Raw genomic sequence first — 17,512 nt, 5'->3', positions numbered from 1 at the left:
CGTTTGGCCCTGCTTGTCAGGGCAGCACTTTGGGCATGCCCAGCTCGGCGTAAGGCGACTGGCGCCACTGCCGCGAACCCACCATGGGCAGCGCCGCAGCACCAGGCAACATGTTCAAAGCGCTCAGGCCAGCGTCCTGAGTCAACGCACCGCCGCTGCGCAAACCAAGGATCTGCGCCGTGGAGGGCACAGCGGTTTTGGCCAAAGCCGGCACGCTGTCTTGCATGCGCTCGGTGGTCTGGATGACCGAGGACAGCACCTGGGCGTAATTGGGCGCCGTGGCATACCCGGCTTGCTGCAATGCGGAAGCAAAGGCCTGCGGATCGCTAAGGTTGCGCATGGCATTGGCATAACGCGGGCTCTGGCTGATCAGGCGGGCATAGTCGTTGAACGACTCTTGGTAACTGCCGTAGGCGCGAAACTGCCCGCGCACTTTTTGGGCCGCGCCGTTGATGAATTCGGTGGTCCAGATCTCGGCCACAGGCCCCTTCCAATTGGCACCTGCGCGGATGCCAAACAGGTTGTGCGAGGTGCGGCCATCGTCAAACCGGATTTCATGTTGGCCCCAACCGGTTTCGAGCGCGGCTTGCGCCACCATGAACGTGGCCGGTATGCCGCTGCTGGCCTGGGCCTGTTGGGCAGCTTGGGCGTGCTGGGCCAAAAATGCCTTGGCACCTGCTGAAGCCGGCCCGCCAGAAGCGGCCGCCACGCGGCTGGCAGGTGCCGTGGGGTTAGCCCCGCGCCCCGCCCAGGCTGAGTTGGGTGTGTCGGGTTGCAAGACCTCGGCCATCGCCAAGGTCGAGGCCGACGACAAATCAATCCGTTGGTCCGGGTAAATCAGGTTGGCGTTGGGAATGCCGTTGTCTGCCGCCACTTTGAGTGCCACCCGGTACAACTGATCCCCCGAGAGCTGCAGCGAGGCATGCGAGGTCTGCAAGCGTTTTTGAATCAAACCACTGAGCGTATCGCCCGCGCGCACCGTCACCACCTCGCCCGGCTGAGTGACCTGGGACAAGGTCTGAGAAAATGCCCCTTGTATGCCCGAACGCGCAGACGTACCCACCAAGCGGTCCGATGATTCGGACGCCTGAGGGGTGAACGGCGTTAAAGCAAGCAAGGTCATGGCATCATGGGCAACCGGCACAAGAGGTGCTCGGACACCGAAAAATTGACGAATATTCCACAGTCAGATGGGGAAAAAGCAATTTTCGAGCCTGAAATCCAGGCCAAACCACCCCAAAAGTTCAACACCTAAGTGGTACAAAAACACCTCACTCGGTTGAAGGGACGCATTTTTTGACACCGGTCTTTGCCCGATTTGCCGCTGCACTCTTGGCGGCCTGCTGCTCGCTCGGCGTTTTTGCTGCGCCGGACATGGCGCTGCTGCGCGTCAGCGGGTCCAGCCTTCCGCCGGAGTTCAGCTGTCCGGCCCACAAATCTCGGGCATTTGCCAACGCGCCAACCTCCGGTCAGGCGGCAGAGCAGCAGCCATCCAGCTTCATTCCCACTTACACAGCACCCGAGCACCGCCACACGCAGGGACTCAAAATCGGCCTGTGGGGCGACAGCCACACGGCATCGGGCACCTTGACCGACAGCCTGCTCGAGGCCCTGCGCCTGCCCCGCACCCAAACCCACCCCAGCTTCATCGCCCCGACCTTTGGCGTCAAGGGCATCCGACACCCCCTGCGCCGAGCCTGCCTGAGTGACGACTGGCAGCTGAGTCTGGCCTTTCGATCGGCCAACGAAGGCACGCAAGCCTATGCCAAATCGATGGCCCACTTGGGCACGGAAAACCCGGGCGCTTACCTGTGGCTGGACTTTCGCTACCCCGATGCCCAAACCCGTCTGAAATGGGCCGACATCCACTTTTCCAAAGACCAGGCCGAGCGCACGCTGGTCCTGGGCATCCGCGTCGATGACGGGGCAGAGACCATCGTCAACCTGGGGCCCGGCAGCCCAGAGCGCCTGCGCGTGCAAGCCGATCAGCCGTTTGCCACGTTGCGCCTGCGGGTCATCGCCGGGCAGCTGCGCATCGCGGGCATCGCCCCGGTGTACGAGGGCAAAAGCCAGGTGATCTTGGATGTGTTCAGCATCCCCGGCGCCACCGCCAAGGGTTGGCGCGTGGTGGACACCGCCCACCTGAAACGAGAGGACCCGCTGGACGGCGGCTACGATGTGGTCATGCTCCAGTCGGGGACCAACGAATCGTTGGATCCGGACTTCAAGGTCGGGCTTTACGAAGCCCAGCTGAACGCGAGCATCACCCGCCTCAAAACCGCCTACCCTCGAGCCCGCTGCATCCTGATCGGCCCACCGGACGCCAAAAGATCGTCCAACACCCTGCGCCTGATCAACGACAGCCAGTACCGACTGGCCAGCTCCAAAGGCTGCGTGCACTGGCACTGGCAAAAAGCCATGGGGGGCCCGGGTGCCTCGGTTCAATGGTTGGCCAAAGGCTGGATGCAAGCCGACTTGCTGCACCTGACACCCGAGGGTTACACCCAAAGTGCACGCAGCATGGCGAGTGTGGTGCCGATCAAGCCGCGGTGAGTCGCACGTGCCAGGCTGGTTGGCTGAACCCTGTCAGTCCCTGTTCTGACGAGAAGCCTTGATCTTCGACTGCATCGACTTGCCCTCCAGCCGCCGCTGCACCGAGCCATAGGTCGGCTTGGTGGCTTTGCGGGCCTTGGGCGCCTTGGCGTATTGGTCCAGCGTTTCGTACAGGCGTGCCCAGGCGTCCACACGGTTGGCTTCTTGCGTGCGGTGTTTTTGGGCTTTGAGGATGAACACGCCTTCGAGCGTGAGGCGGCTGTCGCCCGACTGCAGCCAGCGCTGCTTGACATCGTCGGGCAAGGACGAGCCGGCCACATCGAAGCGCAGCTGGATGGCGCTGGAGACTTTGTTGACGTTTTGCCCGCCCGGGCCCTGCGCCCGGATGGCACTCAGCTCCACTTCAGCGTCGTCGATGTGCAGGGCGTGTTTCATGTTGCAGCCTTTTCTCTGTGGGCGGTCTCCCCTGCGGCCGAACGAACCTCTGGTGGGGCCGTCATTCGCGGGCGGGGACAAGCGCCCACACAGTCATTTTCCTCACGATCCCGCACAAAGCACAGGCTGTGCTTTTATTGCAGCGGACCCTTGAGGTTTTCTGGGATGGGCAAGGGCATGACATCGATGCCTTCATCGAGCAGGGCTTCGGTTTCTTCTCGGGTGGCTTGGCCCCGGATGTTGCGCTCTTCGCGTTCGCCGTAATGGATTTTGCGGGCCTCTTCAGCAAACTGGGGGCCGACATCTTCGGTGTTGGCCATCACGTGGCGCACCATGTTCATCATGGCTGCTTGCATGTGCTGCAAGGCACCGGGCGCCATGGGCAAATCGGGCTTGGGGCCGCTCAGGCTTTGAGACGCAGGCACCGCCGAGGCCGAGGCATTGGAAGGTGGGGTATCTGCCACCGGCGTTGCACTCGGGGCCACGCCATGCCCCAGATTCAAGCGGGGAGCCGAGAGCATTTTGACGATCTCACTGTCGTTGCACACCGGGCACGTGAGCAGGCCACGCGCACGCTGCGCGTCGTAGTCGTCTTGCGAGCCAAACCAGCCTTCAAAGCTGTGGCCCTGCGAACATTGAAGATCGAGGACTTTCATGGGCGGTGTGTTTCAGGGCAAGGATTGCCAAATCAGTGGCCAATGGCCTGACAAGGTATTTTGCAACCAAAGCGCACCCGTGAGGGTTTTGGCATCGGTCACTTGCCCGTCCCGGCACCAGGCCATCAACTGGGTGGGCGTGGCCGTGAACACATCCAGAAACTCTTCGGCATCGAGTTTCCGCTCGCCAAGAATCAGGTCTTTGGCAAACCAGATCTCGATCGCCTCGGTCGAATACGCGATCACCGGGTGCAAAACACCCGCCCTCGCCCACTGGCGTGCGGTGTACCCGGTTTCTTCTTGGAGTTCTCGCTGGGCGCACAACCAGGGGTCTTCACCCGCATCGAGCTTGCCTGCCGGGAACTCGATCATGACCTGCCCCACCGGGTAGCGGTATTGGCGCTCCAGCACCAGGTGCAAGCCCTCAGGGGTGTCCAGCATCGGTATGACCATCACCGCACCGGGGTGGACCACGTACTCACGCGTGGCCAAGTCTTGGTTGGGCAAGCGAACCGTGTCGCGAAAAGCGTGCAGAAAGTGACCGCGCAGCAATTCCTGCTGGCTCACCTTGTGCTCGATCAAATGATCGTCAGACATGCATGTAGGCCGGCAAGCGGCCGTTCAATGCTTGCGGTGCATCAGGTAACGGTAAACAAAACCGGGGAAGGCCAGCGTCACAAACATGGTGCCGGTGACGGCGTAAAACTCCCAGCCCTGGGGGGCGATTTGTCCGTTGTGGTTCTCAAGTGCCAGACCGATGCCGCCCACCACAAAGTAAAGCGCCACCAATTCGATCAAGCGCCAAAACAGCGGTTTGGAGCTGCGCTGCGGCCCCACCAACAAAATGCGCTGGTTGGCGAAGGGCAAGTTGGCCGCCAACAAAGCCAGCAACACCAAAAAGGCAATTTGCGTTGAGGTGGACATGGGGGTGGGCTCAGATGGCCAACATGCGGGCCACGGCGTTGGCGCACAGCGCCATCAAGGCCCCTGGGAAGACACCCAGAACCAGCACCAACAAACCATTGATCGACAACACCACGCGCACGTCGGCATCGGCCGATACGGTGGTGGCGGTGACCGGCTCATCAAAGTACATGACCTTAACCACGCGCAGGTAATAGAAAGCGCCGATCAAGGACATGATCACGGCAAAGATGGCCAAGCCGATGTAGAAGCCTTGGCCCGAGACCATGAGCGATTGCAAGACCGACAATTTGGCATAAAAGCCCACCATGGGCGGAATGCCCGCCATGGAGAACAGACAAATCGCCATCACGCCTGCATACAGAGGGCTGCGTTGGTTGAGGCCCGCCAGGTCGGTGATTTCTTCGCTCTCGAAGCCCTGGCGCGCCAGCAGCATGATCACGCCGAAAACCGCCAAAGTGGTCAGCACATACGAGACGATGTAGAACATGGCCGAGCTGTAGGCGTTGGCGGCCAAAGTGGTTTGGCCGTTGATGACGCCCGCCACAAAGCCCAGCAAGACAAAACCCATTTGTGCAATGGTCGAGTAAGCGAGCATGCGCTTGAGGTTGGTCTGGGCAATCGCTGCCAAGTTACCAATCAACAACGAACCGATGGCCAAGAGGGACAACATTTGTTGCCAGTCAAACGCCAAAGGCAGCATGCCCTCGACCAACAAGCGGATCATGATGGCGAACGCGGCCAGCTTGGGTGCGCCACCAATCATGAGCGTGGCTGCAGTGGGGGCGCCTTGGTAGACGTCGGGAATCCACATGTGGAAAGGCACTGCGCCGATCTTGAAAGCCAAGCCCGAGACGATGAAAACCAGACCAAAAACCAGCACCTGGCGGTTGACTTGGCCAGTGGCAATCGCCTTCATGACTTCGGACAACTCCAGGCTGCCGGTGGCGCCGTACATCATGGACATGCCATACAGCAAGAACCCCGAGGCCATGGCGCCCAGCACAAAGTACTTCATGGCCGCTTCGGTCGCTTGCGTGTGGTCACGGCGCAAGGCCACCAGCGCATAGCTGGACAAGGTGAGCAATTCCAAGCCCAAATAGATGACGATGAAGTTCTGGCCCGAGATCATGAAGCTCATGCCCAGCAAGGCAAACACACTCAGGCTGAACAACTCACCGCCGCGCAGCATGTCGCGGTCTGCCGCATAAGGGCGCGAATAAACCAAGGTCACCATGACGGCGATGGTGGCAAAACACTTGAGCCAGTGGCCCATGGGGTCACTCACCACCAAACGACCAAAGCCATAAAGGGTCTGGCCGGCATCGGCATACAGGGCATGCAACAAGGCCACGCCGCCCAAAGACAACAAGGTCAGGACATACGTGGCGGTGCGCTTGGGGCCTTTCACGAAGAGGTCGGCCAGCGCAATCACGCAAGCCATGACCAGCAACACGATCTCGGGGTAAACCGTCATCCAGCTGGAGTTGTCCATCATCTGTGATCTCTCAATTCTTCTAATCAGGCTAAACGTTCAAAACCGCTGCTCAAGGCAGCTTGGACAGGGCCACATGCGTGAGCAAGTCGGCCACCGAGGTTTCCATCACGTCGGTGAAAGGTTTGGGGTAGACCCCCATGTACAGCACAGCAGCAGCCAGCAAGGCCAGCATGAGGAATTCGCGGCCATTGATGTCGGTCAGTTCCTTGACATCGTTGTTGGCCACTGGCCCCAAATACACGCGCTTGAACATCCACAGGGTGTAAGCAGCGCCAAAGATCAGGGCGGAAGCCGACAGCAAGCCGATCCAGAAGTTGAACTTCACGGCACCCAGGATGACCATCCACTCGCCCACAAAACCGGCCGTGCCTGGCAAGCCGCAGTTGGCCATGGCAAAGAACAGGGCAAAGGCTGCGAACTTGGGCATGGTATTCACCACCCCCCCATAACTGGCGATTTCACGCGAATGCACACGGTCGTACAACACACCAATCGACAAGAACATGGCCGCCGACACAAAGCCGTGGGCAATCATCTGCACAATGCCGCCGGACACGCCCAGAGGGTTGAAGATGAAGAAACCCAGCGTCACAAAACCCATGTGCGCCACCGACGAGTACGCCACCAGCTTTTTCATGTCCTGCTGCACCATGGCCACCAAGCCCACGTAGACCACAGCCACCAGCGACAACACGATGATGAACATGCCCCACTCGCGTGCGGCATCGGGTGCAATGGGCATCGAAAACCGCAGGAAACCATAAGCGCCCAGCTTGAGCATGATGGCCGCCAGCACAGCCGAGCCGCCTGTGGGCGCTTCGACGTGCACATCGGGCAACCAGGTGTGCACCGGCCACATCGGCACCTTCACGGCAAACGCCGCAAAGAAAGCAAAGAAAAGCAAGGTCTGCACAGAGCCCGACAAGGGCAACTTGTGCCAGGTCAGGATATCAAAACTGCCGCCAGAAGCCACGTAGAGGTAAATCAGGGCAATCAGCATCAACAAAGAGCCGAGCAAGGTGTACAGGAAAAACTTGAAGGCCGCGTAAATCTTGTTCGGGCCGCCCCAGATGCCGATGATCAGGTACATCGGGATCAAAGTGGCTTCGAAGAAGACATAGAACAAGATACCGTCGAGGGCACTGAACACGCCAATCATCAGGCCCGACAGGATCAGGAAAGCGGCCATGTACTGGTTGACTTTGCGGGTGATGACTTCCCAGCCCGCGATGACCACGATCACGTTGATGAACGCGGTGAGCAGCACCAGCCACAGCGAAATGCCGTCCACGCCCAAGTGGTAGTGCACATTGAAACGCTCGATCCACGAGGATTTTTCGACAAACTGCATGGCCGACGAGCCGAGCTGGAAGCCCGAATACAGGGGCAAGGTGACCGCAAAACTGGCGATCGATCCGACCAGCGCCAACCAGCGCACCGCGCGGGCTTGGCTGTCTCGACCGAGGGCCAGCAAGACGATGCCGAAAGCGATCGGCATCCAGATGGCAAGGCTTAACAATCCCATTTTTATCTTGTCCTCAAAACCGTTAAGCGAGCCAGACGAAATACGTCATCAGCACGAACACACCCAAAATCATGACCAGGGCGTAGTGGTACAGGAAGCCCGACTGGAACCAGCGCACCATGCCGGAGACCAGGCCCACGACTTTCCAAGAGCCGTTGACAACCAAGCCGTCGATTATGGCGCGGTCGCCCACCTTCCACAGGCCCATGCCCAAGCCGCGAGCGCCCTTGGCCAGGATGTTTTCGTTGATCCAGTCCATGAAGTACTTGTTCTCCATGACCACGATCAGCGGACGCAAGGCCCGGGCAAAGAAGGCGGGGACCTTGGGGTTGACCAAATACATGTACCAGGCTGTCACCACACCGGCCAAGGCCAACCAGAACGGTGCTGTGCTCAGACCGTGCAGCGCCATGGCCACAGGGCCGTGGAACAACTCGCCGAGTTGCTGCATCGCGGGGTGCTTGGCCGCATCGACAAAGATCACGTCTTTGAAGAAGTCACCGTACAACATGGGCTGGATGGTCATGAAACCGATCACCACCGAAGGAATCGCCAGCAAGACCAGTGGCACGGTGACCACCCAAGGCGATTCGTGGGGTTTGTCGTGACCGTGATCATCATGACCGTGGTGGTCATCGTGACCATGGTGTGCATCCGGGTTCTGGTCGTAGCGCTCTTGGCCGTGGAAAACCAGGAAATACATGCGGAACGAGTAGAAGGCGGTGACGAACACGCCAGCGAGCACCGCGAAGTTGGCAAAGCCAGCGGCAGGCAAGGTGCTCAGGTGCACGGCTTCGATGATGCTGTCCTTGGAATAAAAACCCGAGAACAAGGGTGTGCCGATCAGGGCCAGAGACCCCAGCAAAGAAGTGATCCAGGTGATGGGCATGTACTTGCGCACGCCACCCATCCAGCGGATGTCTTGGTTGTGGTGCATGCCCATGATGACCGAGCCTGCCCCCAAGAACAGCAAAGCTTTGAAGAATGCATGCGTCATCAGGTGGAACACCGCCACCGAGTAGGCCGAAGCGCCCAAAGCCACGGTCATGTAGCCCAACTGCGACAAGGTGGAATAAGCCACCACACGCTTGATGTCGTTTTGGATGATGCCCAAAAAGCCCATGAACAAAGCGGTGATCGAGCCAATGACCATCATGAAGTTCAAAGCCGCGTCAGACAACTCGAACAGTGGCGACATGCGGGCCACCATGAAGATACCGGCCGTGACCATGGTGGCGGCGTGGATCAGGGCGGAGATGGGCGTGGGGCCTTCCATGGAGTCGGGCAACCACACATGCAGCGGGAACTGGGCCGATTTGCCCATGGCACCGATGAACAAGCAAATGCAGATCACGGTGATCAGCATGGCGTCCATGCCAAAAACGTACCAAGGAAAATCAATGGCCGCCAACTCGCCCGCTTTGGCAAACAGCTCGGTGTAATTGAGCGTGCCGGTGTAGGCGGCGATCAAGCCAATGCCGAGGATAAAACCGAAGTCACCCACCCGGTTGACCAAAAAGGCCTTCATGTTGGCGAAGATGGCGGTGGGTTTGTTGTACCAAAAACCGATCAGCAAATAGGACACCAAGCCCACGGCTTCCCAGCCGAAGAACAGTTGCAGCAAGTTGTTGCTCATGACGAGCATCAGCATGGAGAAGGTGAACAGCGAGATGTAGGCGAAAAAGCGGTTGTAGCCTTCATCTTCCTCCATGTACCCAATGGTGTAGATGTGCACCATCAGCGACACAAAGGTCACCACACACATCATCATGGCAGTGATGCCGTCGACCAAGAAGCCGATTTCCATCTTCAAACCGCCCACCACCATCCAGGTGTAGAGGGTCTCGTTGAAACGGGCACCGTCGATGACGCTCTTGAGCGTCATGGCCGAGAGGATGAACGCCACCAGCACACCCAGAATGGTCAAGGTGTGGGACAGGCGACGGCCAATCCAGTTGCCACCGAATTGGGTACCGAGAACACCGGCCAGCACCGAGCCCACCAGGGGCGCGAGCGGCACAGCCAGCAGCGTGCTTGCGTTGAGGGTTTGACTCATATTCTTGTTAACCCTTGAGCGAATTGAGTTCGTCCACGTTGATGTTGTTCTTGTTGCGGAACAACAGCACCAGGATCGCCAGGCCAATGGCCGATTCGGCCGCAGCGACCGTGAGGATGAAAAACACAAACACTTGGCCGTGCATGTCACCGAGGTAGTGAGAGAACGCTACAAAGTTCATGTTTACAGCCAGCAGCATCAGCTCGATGGCCATGAGCAAAACGATCAGGTTTTTGCGGTTCAGGAAGATGCCGATCACGGCCAATGCGAACAGCATTGCGCCGAGCGACAGGTAATGTCCCAGGGTCAGTGTCATCATTTCTTCACCTCTTCAGGCGTTGCTTCGACCGCCACCACCGGGGCAGGCGCCGCTTGGGTCGGGGCCATCTTGACCACTTGCATCCGGTCGGCCGCACGCACACGGACCTGGACGGACGGGTCAATCGCTTTGCTGTCCTTGCGCTCACGCAGGGTCAGGGCAATCGCCGCAATCATGGCCACCAACAAAATGGCCGCAGCGATCTGGATGGGCATCAGGTATTCGGTGTAGAGCAGGATGCCCAGAGCCTTGGCGTTGTCCACCGGCACAGCACCCGGGGCCATGGCTGGCGCTTCGGCCAAGCGGAAACCGGACAACAGCACAGCAGCCATCTCCAGGGCCACGATGGCCCCCAGGGTGGCGGCGAGCGGGAAGTTTTTCCAAAAGCCCCTGCGCACCGTGTCGATGTGGATGTCCAGCATCATCACCACGAACAAGAACAGCACCATCACCGCACCCAGGTACACCAGCACCAGCAAGATGGCCAGGAATTCGGCATTGAGCAGAAACCACACTGCCGAGGCTTGCGAAAACGCCAGCATGAGGTACAGCACGGCATGCACGGGGTTGCGTGCGGTCACCACCCGGAAAGCTGCAAACAGCAGCACCACCGAGAAGAGGTAGAAGAAACCGGTCTTGACGTCCATAGGTCTGTCTTTTTAAGTGTTCAGGACTGGGCGGCGTTCAACGGTAGGGAGCGTCAGCAGCCTTGGCGGCGGCGATCTCTTTTTCGTAACGGTCGCCCACGGCCAGCAACATGTCCTTGGTGAAGTACAGGTCACCGCGTTTTTCGCCGTGGTATTCAAAAATGTGCGTCTCGACGATCGAGTCGACTGGGCAGCTTTCTTCGCAAAAGCCGCAAAAAATGCACTTGGTCAGGTCGATGTCGTAGCGTGTGGTGCGGCGCGAACCGTCTTCGCGCTGGCCCGCTTCGATGGTGATGGCCATCGCAGGGCACACAGCTTCGCAGAGTTTGCAGGCGATGCAGCGCTCTTCACCGTTGTCATAACGGCGCAACGCATGCAGGCCACGGAAACGCGGCGACTGCGGTGTTTTTTCTTCCGGAAACTGCACCGTCACCTTGCGGGCGAAAGCGTAGCGACCGGTCAGGGCCATGCCCTTGAACAACTCCACGAGCATGAAGCTCTTGAGGAAGTCCTTGATCGAGAAAGAGGAAGCAGTCATTGTGGTCATGTGGTGCACCGCTTATTTCCAGATGTTCCATGGCGAGTGAAGCCAAACGCCCACCACCAGCAGCCACACCAGGGTGACCGGGATGAAAATCTTCCAGCCCAGACGCATGATCTGGTCATAGCGGAAGCGCGGGAAGGTGGCGCGAATCCAGATGAACATGGACACGACCAAGAAGGTCTTCAGACCCAGCCAGATCCAGCCAGGAATGGCGTTGAACAAAGCGCTGTCGATGGGCGGCAACCAGCCACCCAGGAACATGATCACGGCCAAGATCGACACCAGCCACATGCTGGCGTACTCGGCCAGGAAGAAGATGGCAAAGCCCATGCCCGAGTACTCGACCATGTGGCCGGCCACGATTTCGGCTTCGCCTTCGACCACGTCAAAGGGGTGGCGGTTGGTTTCTGCCACGCCCGAGATCAGGTAGACCAAGAAAATCGGCAGCAGCGGCAGCCAGTTCCAGGACAGGAAGCCCAGGCCCATGTGGGCCATCTGGCCCTTGCCTTGCGCCAACACGATTTCGGTCAGGTTCATGCTGCCCGAGACCATCAAGACCACCAGGAAGCAAAAGCCCATGGCGATTTCGTAGCTGACCATTTGGGCCGATGCACGCAGCGCACCCAAGAAGGCGTATTTGGAGTTGGAGGCCCAACCCGCGATGATCACGCCATACACCTCGATGGAGGTGATCGCCATCACCAGCAGCAAGCCGGCATTGATGTTGGTCAGCGCCTGCTCGGGGCCAAAGGGAATCGCGACCCAAGCGGCCAAGGCCGGCATGATGGCCATGATCGGGCCGAGGCGAAACAAACCCAAGCTGGCCGCTGTCGGGTTGATCAGTTCCTTGGTCAAGAGCTTGAGCGCGTCGGCAATGGGTTGGAGCAAGCCCATGGGACCCACCCGGTTGGGGCCATGGCGCACTTGCATGAAGCCCAGGAGCTTGCGCTCCCAGAGTGTCAGGTAAGCCACCGCACCCATCAGCGGCGCGAGGATGGCAACAATCTTGAGCAGGATCCACAAAACAGGCCAAACCAAAGTGGCCCACCAGCTGGCAGCCACCAAATTCAGGCCGCCGTTGTACAGCGCGTCAATCATGGGGTCACCTCCTGGCGAGCGTCTGCGGTCAGCTGCAAAGACGGCGCACGGCGAACGATGCCGTCAAGTTGGTAAATTGAAGCGCTCACGGGAGCTGTCGTCGTGGCGGTCAAGGTGATCGCGGCACGCGTGGCGTTGGACGCGGTCATGGGCTTGGCTGTGGCACGGGCCAAGACGTCTTGGGACGTTTCAAAAGCCACGCCTGGGATGTCGAGCAGATTGGCCAATACGCGCAGCACTTTCCAAGCGGGACGGGTTTCGGCCAAAGGCTTGACCACGGCATGGAAGCTTTGCAAGCGACCTTCAGCATTGACAAAACTGCCCGAAGTTTCGGTGAACGGGGCAATGGGCAACAACACATCGCTGAACGCCATGTTGGCTTTGAAGGGGCTGAGCGTGATGACCATGTCGGCCTGGCCCAAAGTCTGGGCTGCGGCAGCACCTGCAGCGCTGTCGAACTCGGGTTCGGTGTTCAGCAAGATCGCGGCTTTCAGGCCACCGGCCAGCATCTGGCCGGCGTGCTTGCCACCGGTTTGCGGCTGGGCACCCACCCACTGCGCACCCACGGTGTTGGCCGCTTCGGTCAGGTAACCGACGCTGGCACCGGTGTGCTCAGCGATCCAATTGGCCAGAGCCAACAGGGTCGACGCATTCGAAGCGTGGGCTGCGGCGTTGCCCAGCAACACGGCTTTGCGCTCGCCGCCGATCAAGGACTTGGCGATGGCTTGTGCTTGGGCGGTGACGTTGCCCGCACCGCTTGTGGTGCTCAAGGACACGGGAGCGCTCACACCCTTTTCTGCAGCAATGGCAGCGGCCACATCGGCCAAGGCTTGCGCCCAGCCCGAGGCATCGGTCAGCACCGACTGCGCCACGGGCATGGCCCAAGCGTCGGCGTGGCTGAAAGCCGCTGGCGATGTGATGACGTTCAGCTGAGCGCCATGGCGCACGGCGTGGCGCACGCGCAGGGCAAACAGCGGGTGGTCCTTGCGCAGGTTGGAGCCCACGACCAGCACGCGCTGCAATGTGCTCAGTGATGCGATGGAGGTGCCCAAGGTACGCACGCCCTCGGCTACAGCAAACTCGGCGTTGCGCAGACGGTGGTCAATGTTGTCTGACCCCAGGCCACGCATCAAGGCGCCAGCCAAGTACAACTCTTCCAAAGTGCTGTGCGGGCTGACCAATGCGCCAATGCTGCCCGCACCATGGTCGCGCTGGATATTGCGCAGGCCGTTGGCCACGTATTCGAGGGCGGTTTGCCAGTCGACCTCTTTCCACTCACCACCCTGCTTGAGCATGGGGCGTGTCAGGCGGTCGGGGCCGTTCAGGGCTTCGTAAGAGAAGCGCTCACGGTCGGCGATCCAGCACTCGTTGACGTCTTCGTTTTCCAGGGGCACGACGCGCATGACGTGGTTGTTTTTGACCTGCACGATCAGGTTGGCACCCGACGAATCGTGCGCGGCCACCGACTTGCGGCGCGACAACTCCCACGTACGGGCGTGGTAGCGGAAAGGCTTGCTGGTCAAAGCACCCACAGGGCAGATGTCGATCATGTTGCCCGAGAGCTCTGAGTCGATGGTCTGGCCCAAGAAGGTTTCGATCTCGGCGTGCTCGCCACGGTGAGACATGCCCAGCTCCATGGCACCGGCCACTTCTTGGCCAAAGCGCACGCAGCGTGTGCAGTGGATGCAGCGGCTCATCTCTTCCATCGAGATCAGCGGGCCGACTTCCTTGTGGAAAACCACGCGCTTTTCTTCTTCGTAGCGGGAGGTGCTGCCACCATACCCCACGGCCAAGTCTTGCAATTGGCACTCACCGCCCTGGTCGCAGATGGGGCAATCGAGTGGGTGGTTGATCAGCAAAAATTCCATGACCGACTTCTGGGCGGCAATCGCCCGGTCGCTCTTGGTGCGCACGATCATGCCTTGCGTCACGGGCGTGGCACAGGCTGGCATGGGCTTGGGGGCCTTTTCGACCTCCACCAGGCACATGCGGCAGTTGGCCGCGATGGAGAGTTTCTTGTGGTAGCAGAAATGGGGGATGTAGGTGCCCGCTTTTTCAGCGGCATGCATCACCATGCTGCCTTCGGCAACTTCCACTTTCTGACCGTCGAGTTCTATTTCAACCATGGGTCTTCACCGCTGTTGCATCGGCACCGACCAGGGAGGTCTTGTGTTCGATGAGGTGTACAAATTCGTGACGGAAATGCTTGAGCATGCCACGCACCGGCATGGCCGCTGCGTCACCCAAGGCGCAAATCGTGCGGCCCATGATGTTGCCGGCCACGCTGTCGAGCATGTCGATGTCGCTGGCACGGCCTTGGCCATGTTCGATGCGGTCCACCATGCGCCAGAGCCAGCCTGTGCCTTCGCGGCATGGGGTGCATTGGCCGCAGGATTCGTGCGAGTAGAAGTAAGACAAGCGCGCCAAAGCCTTGACCATGCAACGCGTCTCGTCCATGACGATCACCGCACCCGAACCCAACATCGAGCCGCCTTCTTTGGCAATGCTGTCGTAGTCCATGGTGAGCTTCATCATCAAGTCGGCAGGAATCACGGGCGATGACGAACCGCCGGGAATCACGGCCTTGAGTTTGCGGCCACCGCGCACGCCACCGGCGAGTTCAAGCAGCTTGGCAAACGGGGTGCCCATGGGCACTTCGTAGTTGCCGGGGCGCTCCACATCACCGCTGACCGAGAAGATCTTGGTGCCGCCGTTGTTGGGCTTGCCGCATTCAAGGTAAGCCTGGCCACCGTTGCGGATGATCCAGGGCACCGCCGCGAAGGTCTCGGTGTTGTTGATGGTGGTGGGCTTGCCGTACAAGCCAAAGCTGGCTGGGAACGGCGGCTTGAAGCGCGGCTGGCCTTTTTTGCCTTCGAGCGATTCAAGCAAAGCGGTTTCTTCGCCGCAGATGTAAGCGCCAAAACCGTGCGAGGCGTGCAGCTGGAAGCTGAAGGTGCTGCCCAGGATGCTGTTGCCCAAATAGCCAGCGGCGCGGGCCTCTTCGAGGGCCGCTTCAAAGCGCTCGTAGGTGTGGAAAATTTCGCCGTGGATGTAGTTGTAGCCCACGCTGATGCCCATGGCATACGCCGCGATGATCATGCCTTCGATCACGGTGTGGGGGTTGTACTCCATGATGTCGCGGTCTTTGCATGTGCCCGGCTCGCCTTCGTCCGAGTTGCACACCAAATACTTTTGGCCTGGGAACTGGCGAGGCATGAAGCTCCACTTCAGCCCCGTAGGGAAACCCGCGCCGCCGCGACCACGCAGGCCGGACTCTTTGACCGTGGCAATCACCTGGTCTTGGGTCATACCGGTAACACCGGTCTCCGCATTGGGCTCAGCACCGTCTTTGCCCAAAATTTTGCGCAAGGCCGCGTAGCCGCCACGCGCTTCGTAGTCTTTGATGCCCCAGTTTTGGCCATTCAGACCGGCATAAATTTGCGGATGGATGTGGCGATCATGGAAGCAAGTTTCCACGCCTGTGGCTTGGAATTGGCTGAGAATTTGTTCGACGTTCATCAGGCGGCCTCGGCTTTCTTCAGGCTGTCAACGAGTTGGTCGAGTTTTTCATGGCTCATGAAACTGCACATGTGGCGGTCATTCACCAGCAGCACCGGCGCATCGGCACAAGCGCCTTGGCACTCACTGGGCTGCAAGGTGAACAGGCCGTCGGGCGTGGTTTCACCCACATGCACACCCAACTTATGCTCCAGATGGGCCAGCGCCTGGGCACCGCCACGCAACTGGCAAGGCAGGTTGGTGCAAACGTTCAGCTTGAACTTGCCAACCGGCTTTTGGTTGTACATGTTGTAGAAGGTGGTCACTTCGTGCACAGCCATCACCGGCATGCCCAGGACTTCTGCCACGACTTGCTCACTCTCGGGGCTGACCCAGCCCTGCTCCTGCTGAACGATCGACAGGCAGGCCATGACGGCCGACTGCTTTTGATCCGCAGGGAACTTGGCGACTTCACGCGCAAAGCGCGCTTTGGTTGACTCAGAGATCATCGGTCAATCTCTCCAAAAACAATGTCCATGGTCCCGATGATGGCGACCGCATCGGCCAGCATGTGGCCACGGGCCATTTCATCGAGGGTGGCCAGATGGGCAAAGCCCGGGGCGCGAATTTTGAGGCGGTACGGTTTGTTGGCGCCGTCACTCACCATGTAAATGCCGAACTCGCCCTTGGGGTGTTCGACCGCCGCATAGGCCTCACCTTCCGGCACATGAAAACCTTCGGTGAAGAGCTTGAAGTGGTGGATCAAGTCTTCCATATTGGACTTCATGCCTTCGCGTGAAGGTGGCGCGATCTTGTGGTTGTCGGTGATGACGGGGCCCGGGTTGGCACGCAGCCACTTCACACACTGCTGGATGATGCGGTTCGATTCGCGCATCTCTTGCACACGCACGAGGTAACGGTCGTAACTGTCACCGGTCTTGCCCACGGGCACATCAAACTCCACCTCGTCGTAGGCGTCATAAGGCTGCTTCTTGCGCAAGTCCCAGGCGAAGCCGGAGCCGCGCAGCATGGGGCCGGTCATGCCCAGATTCAGGGCACGCTCAGGCGCCACCACGCCAATGCCCACGGTGCGCTGCTTCCAGATGCGGTTGTCGGTCAGCAAGGTTTCGTACTCGTCCACGCACTTGGGAAAGCGCTGCGTGAAGTCGTCAATGAAGTCCAGCAAGGAGCCATTGCGGTTGCTGTTGAGCTGCTCGATGGCCTTGGCGTTCTTGATTTTGCTGACCTTGTACTGCGGCATGCTGTCTGGCAGGTCGCGGTATACGCCACCGGGGCGGAAATACGCCGCGTGCATGCGTGCGCCAGACACGGCCTCGTACATGTCAAACAGGTCTTCACGTTCGCGGAAGGTGTAGATCAAAATGGTCGAGCTGCCGCAATCGTTGCCGTGGGAACCCAGCCACATGAGGTGGTTCAGGATGCGGGTGATTTCGGAGAACATCACACGGATGTATTGCGCACGTTTGGGCACTTCCAAGCCGAGCATTTTTTCGATGGCCAGGCAGTAGGCGTGCTCGTTGCACATCATCGACACATAGTCCAGGCGGTCCATGTAGGGCAGCGACTGGATGTAGGTTTTGTGTTCGGCCAATTTTTCGGTGGCGCGGTGCAACAAGCCAATATGCGGATCAGCGCGTTGCACCACTTCGCCGTCGAGCTCGAGCACCAAACGCAACACACCGTGGGCTGCAGGGTGCTGTGGACCGAAGTTCAGCGTGTAATTCTTGATTTCGGCCAT

General features: G+C 59.6%; 17 protein-coding genes. 1 reads left to right on the top strand and 16 read right to left on the bottom strand.

Annotated features, from left to right (window positions below; genetic code table 11):
- Positions 1–16 precede the first annotated feature (16 nt).
- Positions 17–1,123 (bottom strand): flagellar assembly peptidoglycan hydrolase FlgJ, encoded by a 1,107-nt coding sequence (flgJ, locus tag LHAB_RS10065; protein WP_090045909.1) that lies wholly within the window; start codon positions 1,121–1,123, stop codon positions 17–19.
- A gap of 173 nt (positions 1,124–1,296) precedes the next feature.
- Between flgJ and LHAB_RS10060 the strand changes: the two genes are divergently transcribed.
- The gene (locus tag LHAB_RS10060) at positions 1,297–2,553 is read left to right on the top strand and encodes a GDSL-type esterase/lipase family protein (protein WP_194943152.1); all 1,257 of its coding nucleotides are present in this window, start codon (positions 1,297–1,299) and stop codon (positions 2,551–2,553) included.
- 33 nt (positions 2,554–2,586) lie between these two features.
- Here the strand turns inward: LHAB_RS10060 and arfB are convergent, their stop codons facing one another.
- The 15 genes from arfB to LHAB_RS09985 form a co-directional block, all read right to left on the bottom strand.
- Positions 2,587–2,988, bottom strand: coding sequence for an alternative ribosome rescue aminoacyl-tRNA hydrolase ArfB (gene arfB / locus LHAB_RS10055; RefSeq protein ID WP_090045904.1), 402 nt, complete (start codon positions 2,986–2,988; stop codon positions 2,587–2,589).
- Between the two features lie 134 nt (positions 2,989–3,122).
- Positions 3,123–3,644 carry a DUF1178 family protein gene (locus LHAB_RS10050; protein ID WP_090045902.1) on the bottom strand — a complete coding sequence of 174 codons (522 nt, stop codon included), beginning with the start codon at positions 3,642–3,644 and terminating at the stop codon, positions 3,123–3,125.
- 12 nt (positions 3,645–3,656) lie between these two features.
- Positions 3,657–4,241, bottom strand: coding sequence for an NUDIX domain-containing protein (locus tag LHAB_RS10045; protein ID WP_090045900.1), 585 nt, complete (start codon positions 4,239–4,241; stop codon positions 3,657–3,659).
- Between the two features lie 24 nt (positions 4,242–4,265).
- The gene (locus LHAB_RS10040; RefSeq protein WP_090045898.1) at positions 4,266–4,568 is read right to left on the bottom strand and encodes a DUF2818 family protein; all 303 of its coding nucleotides are present in this window, start codon (positions 4,566–4,568) and stop codon (positions 4,266–4,268) included.
- A 10-nt stretch (positions 4,569–4,578) separates the two neighbouring features.
- Entirely contained in the window at positions 4,579–6,066 is a 1,488-nt protein-coding gene (gene nuoN, locus LHAB_RS10035) for an NADH-quinone oxidoreductase subunit NuoN (protein ID WP_090045895.1), read from the bottom strand.
- A 49-nt stretch (positions 6,067–6,115) separates the two neighbouring features.
- A complete protein-coding gene (locus LHAB_RS10030; RefSeq protein WP_090045892.1) occupies positions 6,116–7,591 on the bottom strand; it encodes an NADH-quinone oxidoreductase subunit M in 1,476 nt (491 codons plus the stop codon).
- 22 nt (positions 7,592–7,613) lie between these two features.
- On the bottom strand, positions 7,614–9,647 hold the full coding sequence (gene nuoL, locus LHAB_RS10025; RefSeq protein ID WP_090045890.1) for an NADH-quinone oxidoreductase subunit L: 2,034 nt from the start codon (positions 9,645–9,647) through the stop codon (positions 7,614–7,616).
- A gap of 7 nt (positions 9,648–9,654) precedes the next feature.
- Positions 9,655–9,963, bottom strand: a complete 309-nt coding sequence (gene nuoK / locus LHAB_RS10020; RefSeq protein WP_090047883.1) for an NADH-quinone oxidoreductase subunit NuoK — start codon at positions 9,961–9,963, stop codon at positions 9,655–9,657.
- Positions 9,963–10,613 (bottom strand): NADH-quinone oxidoreductase subunit J, encoded by a 651-nt coding sequence (locus LHAB_RS10015; protein WP_090045889.1) that lies wholly within the window; start codon positions 10,611–10,613, stop codon positions 9,963–9,965. Before LHAB_RS10015 ends, nuoK begins: the two co-directional genes overlap by 1 nt.
- A 37-nt stretch (positions 10,614–10,650) precedes the next feature.
- The gene (gene nuoI, locus LHAB_RS10010; RefSeq protein ID WP_369814113.1) at positions 10,651–11,151 is read right to left on the bottom strand and encodes an NADH-quinone oxidoreductase subunit NuoI; all 501 of its coding nucleotides are present in this window, start codon (positions 11,149–11,151) and stop codon (positions 10,651–10,653) included.
- A 21-nt stretch (positions 11,152–11,172) separates the two neighbouring features.
- Positions 11,173–12,255 carry an NADH-quinone oxidoreductase subunit NuoH gene (gene nuoH / locus LHAB_RS10005; RefSeq protein WP_090045887.1) on the bottom strand — a complete coding sequence of 361 codons (1,083 nt, stop codon included), beginning with the start codon at positions 12,253–12,255 and terminating at the stop codon, positions 11,173–11,175.
- Complete coding sequence (gene nuoG / locus LHAB_RS10000) at positions 12,252–14,381, bottom strand: NADH-quinone oxidoreductase subunit NuoG (RefSeq protein WP_090045885.1); 2,130 nt, start codon at positions 14,379–14,381, stop codon at positions 12,252–12,254. Before nuoG ends, nuoH begins: the two co-directional genes overlap by 4 nt.
- The gene (gene nuoF, locus LHAB_RS09995) at positions 14,374–15,774 is read right to left on the bottom strand and encodes an NADH-quinone oxidoreductase subunit NuoF (RefSeq protein ID WP_090045882.1); all 1,401 of its coding nucleotides are present in this window, start codon (positions 15,772–15,774) and stop codon (positions 14,374–14,376) included. Before nuoF ends, nuoG begins: the two co-directional genes overlap by 8 nt.
- Positions 15,774–16,262: an NADH-quinone oxidoreductase subunit NuoE gene (nuoE, locus tag LHAB_RS09990; RefSeq protein ID WP_090045880.1), complete on the bottom strand. Its 489-nt coding sequence runs from the start codon at positions 16,260–16,262 to the stop codon at positions 15,774–15,776. Before nuoE ends, nuoF begins: the two co-directional genes overlap by 1 nt.
- On the bottom strand, positions 16,259–17,512 hold the full coding sequence (locus tag LHAB_RS09985) for an NADH-quinone oxidoreductase subunit D (protein WP_090045879.1): 1,254 nt from the start codon (positions 17,510–17,512) through the stop codon (positions 16,259–16,261). The genes nuoE and LHAB_RS09985 overlap by 4 nt, the downstream gene beginning before the upstream one ends.

It is taken from the genome of Limnohabitans sp. 2KL-27 (assembly GCF_001269345.1).
In the GTDB taxonomy this organism is placed as follows: Bacteria; Pseudomonadota; Gammaproteobacteria; order Burkholderiales; family Burkholderiaceae_C; genus Limnohabitans_A.
Note: the sequence above shows the minus strand (reverse complement) of the source record. Positions and strands in the feature narration are given on the sequence as shown.

Coding starts and splice junctions, on each gene's coding strand:
- flgJ (WP_090045909.1), bottom strand. CDS start 1,123: ATGACCTTGCTTGCTTTAACGCCGTTCACCCCTCAGGCGTCCGAATCA.
- arfB (WP_090045904.1), bottom strand. CDS start 2,988: ATGAAACACGCCCTGCACATCGACGACGCTGAAGTGGAGCTGAGTGCC.
- LHAB_RS10050 (WP_090045902.1), bottom strand. CDS start 3,644: ATGAAAGTCCTCGATCTTCAATGTTCGCAGGGCCACAGCTTTGAAGGC.
- LHAB_RS10045 (WP_090045900.1), bottom strand. CDS start 4,241: ATGTCTGACGATCATTTGATCGAGCACAAGGTGAGCCAGCAGGAATTG.
- LHAB_RS10040 (WP_090045898.1), bottom strand. CDS start 4,568: ATGTCCACCTCAACGCAAATTGCCTTTTTGGTGTTGCTGGCTTTGTTG.
- nuoN (WP_090045895.1), bottom strand. CDS start 6,066: ATGATGGACAACTCCAGCTGGATGACGGTTTACCCCGAGATCGTGTTG.
- LHAB_RS10030 (WP_090045892.1), bottom strand. CDS start 7,591: ATGGGATTGTTAAGCCTTGCCATCTGGATGCCGATCGCTTTCGGCATC.
- nuoL (WP_090045890.1), bottom strand. CDS start 9,647: ATGAGTCAAACCCTCAACGCAAGCACGCTGCTGGCTGTGCCGCTCGCG.
- nuoK (WP_090047883.1), bottom strand. CDS start 9,963: ATGACACTGACCCTGGGACATTACCTGTCGCTCGGCGCAATGCTGTTC.
- LHAB_RS10015 (WP_090045889.1), bottom strand. CDS start 10,613: ATGGACGTCAAGACCGGTTTCTTCTACCTCTTCTCGGTGGTGCTGCTG.
- nuoI (WP_369814113.1), bottom strand. CDS start 11,151: ATGACTGCTTCCTCTTTCTCGATCAAGGACTTCCTCAAGAGCTTCATG.
- nuoH (WP_090045887.1), bottom strand. CDS start 12,255: ATGATTGACGCGCTGTACAACGGCGGCCTGAATTTGGTGGCTGCCAGC.
- nuoG (WP_090045885.1), bottom strand. CDS start 14,381: ATGGTTGAAATAGAACTCGACGGTCAGAAAGTGGAAGTTGCCGAAGGC.
- nuoF (WP_090045882.1), bottom strand. CDS start 15,774: ATGAACGTCGAACAAATTCTCAGCCAATTCCAAGCCACAGGCGTGGAA.
- nuoE (WP_090045880.1), bottom strand. CDS start 16,262: ATGATCTCTGAGTCAACCAAAGCGCGCTTTGCGCGTGAAGTCGCCAAG.
- LHAB_RS09985 (WP_090045879.1), bottom strand. CDS start 17,512: ATGGCCGAAATCAAGAATTACACGCTGAACTTCGGTCCACAGCACCCT.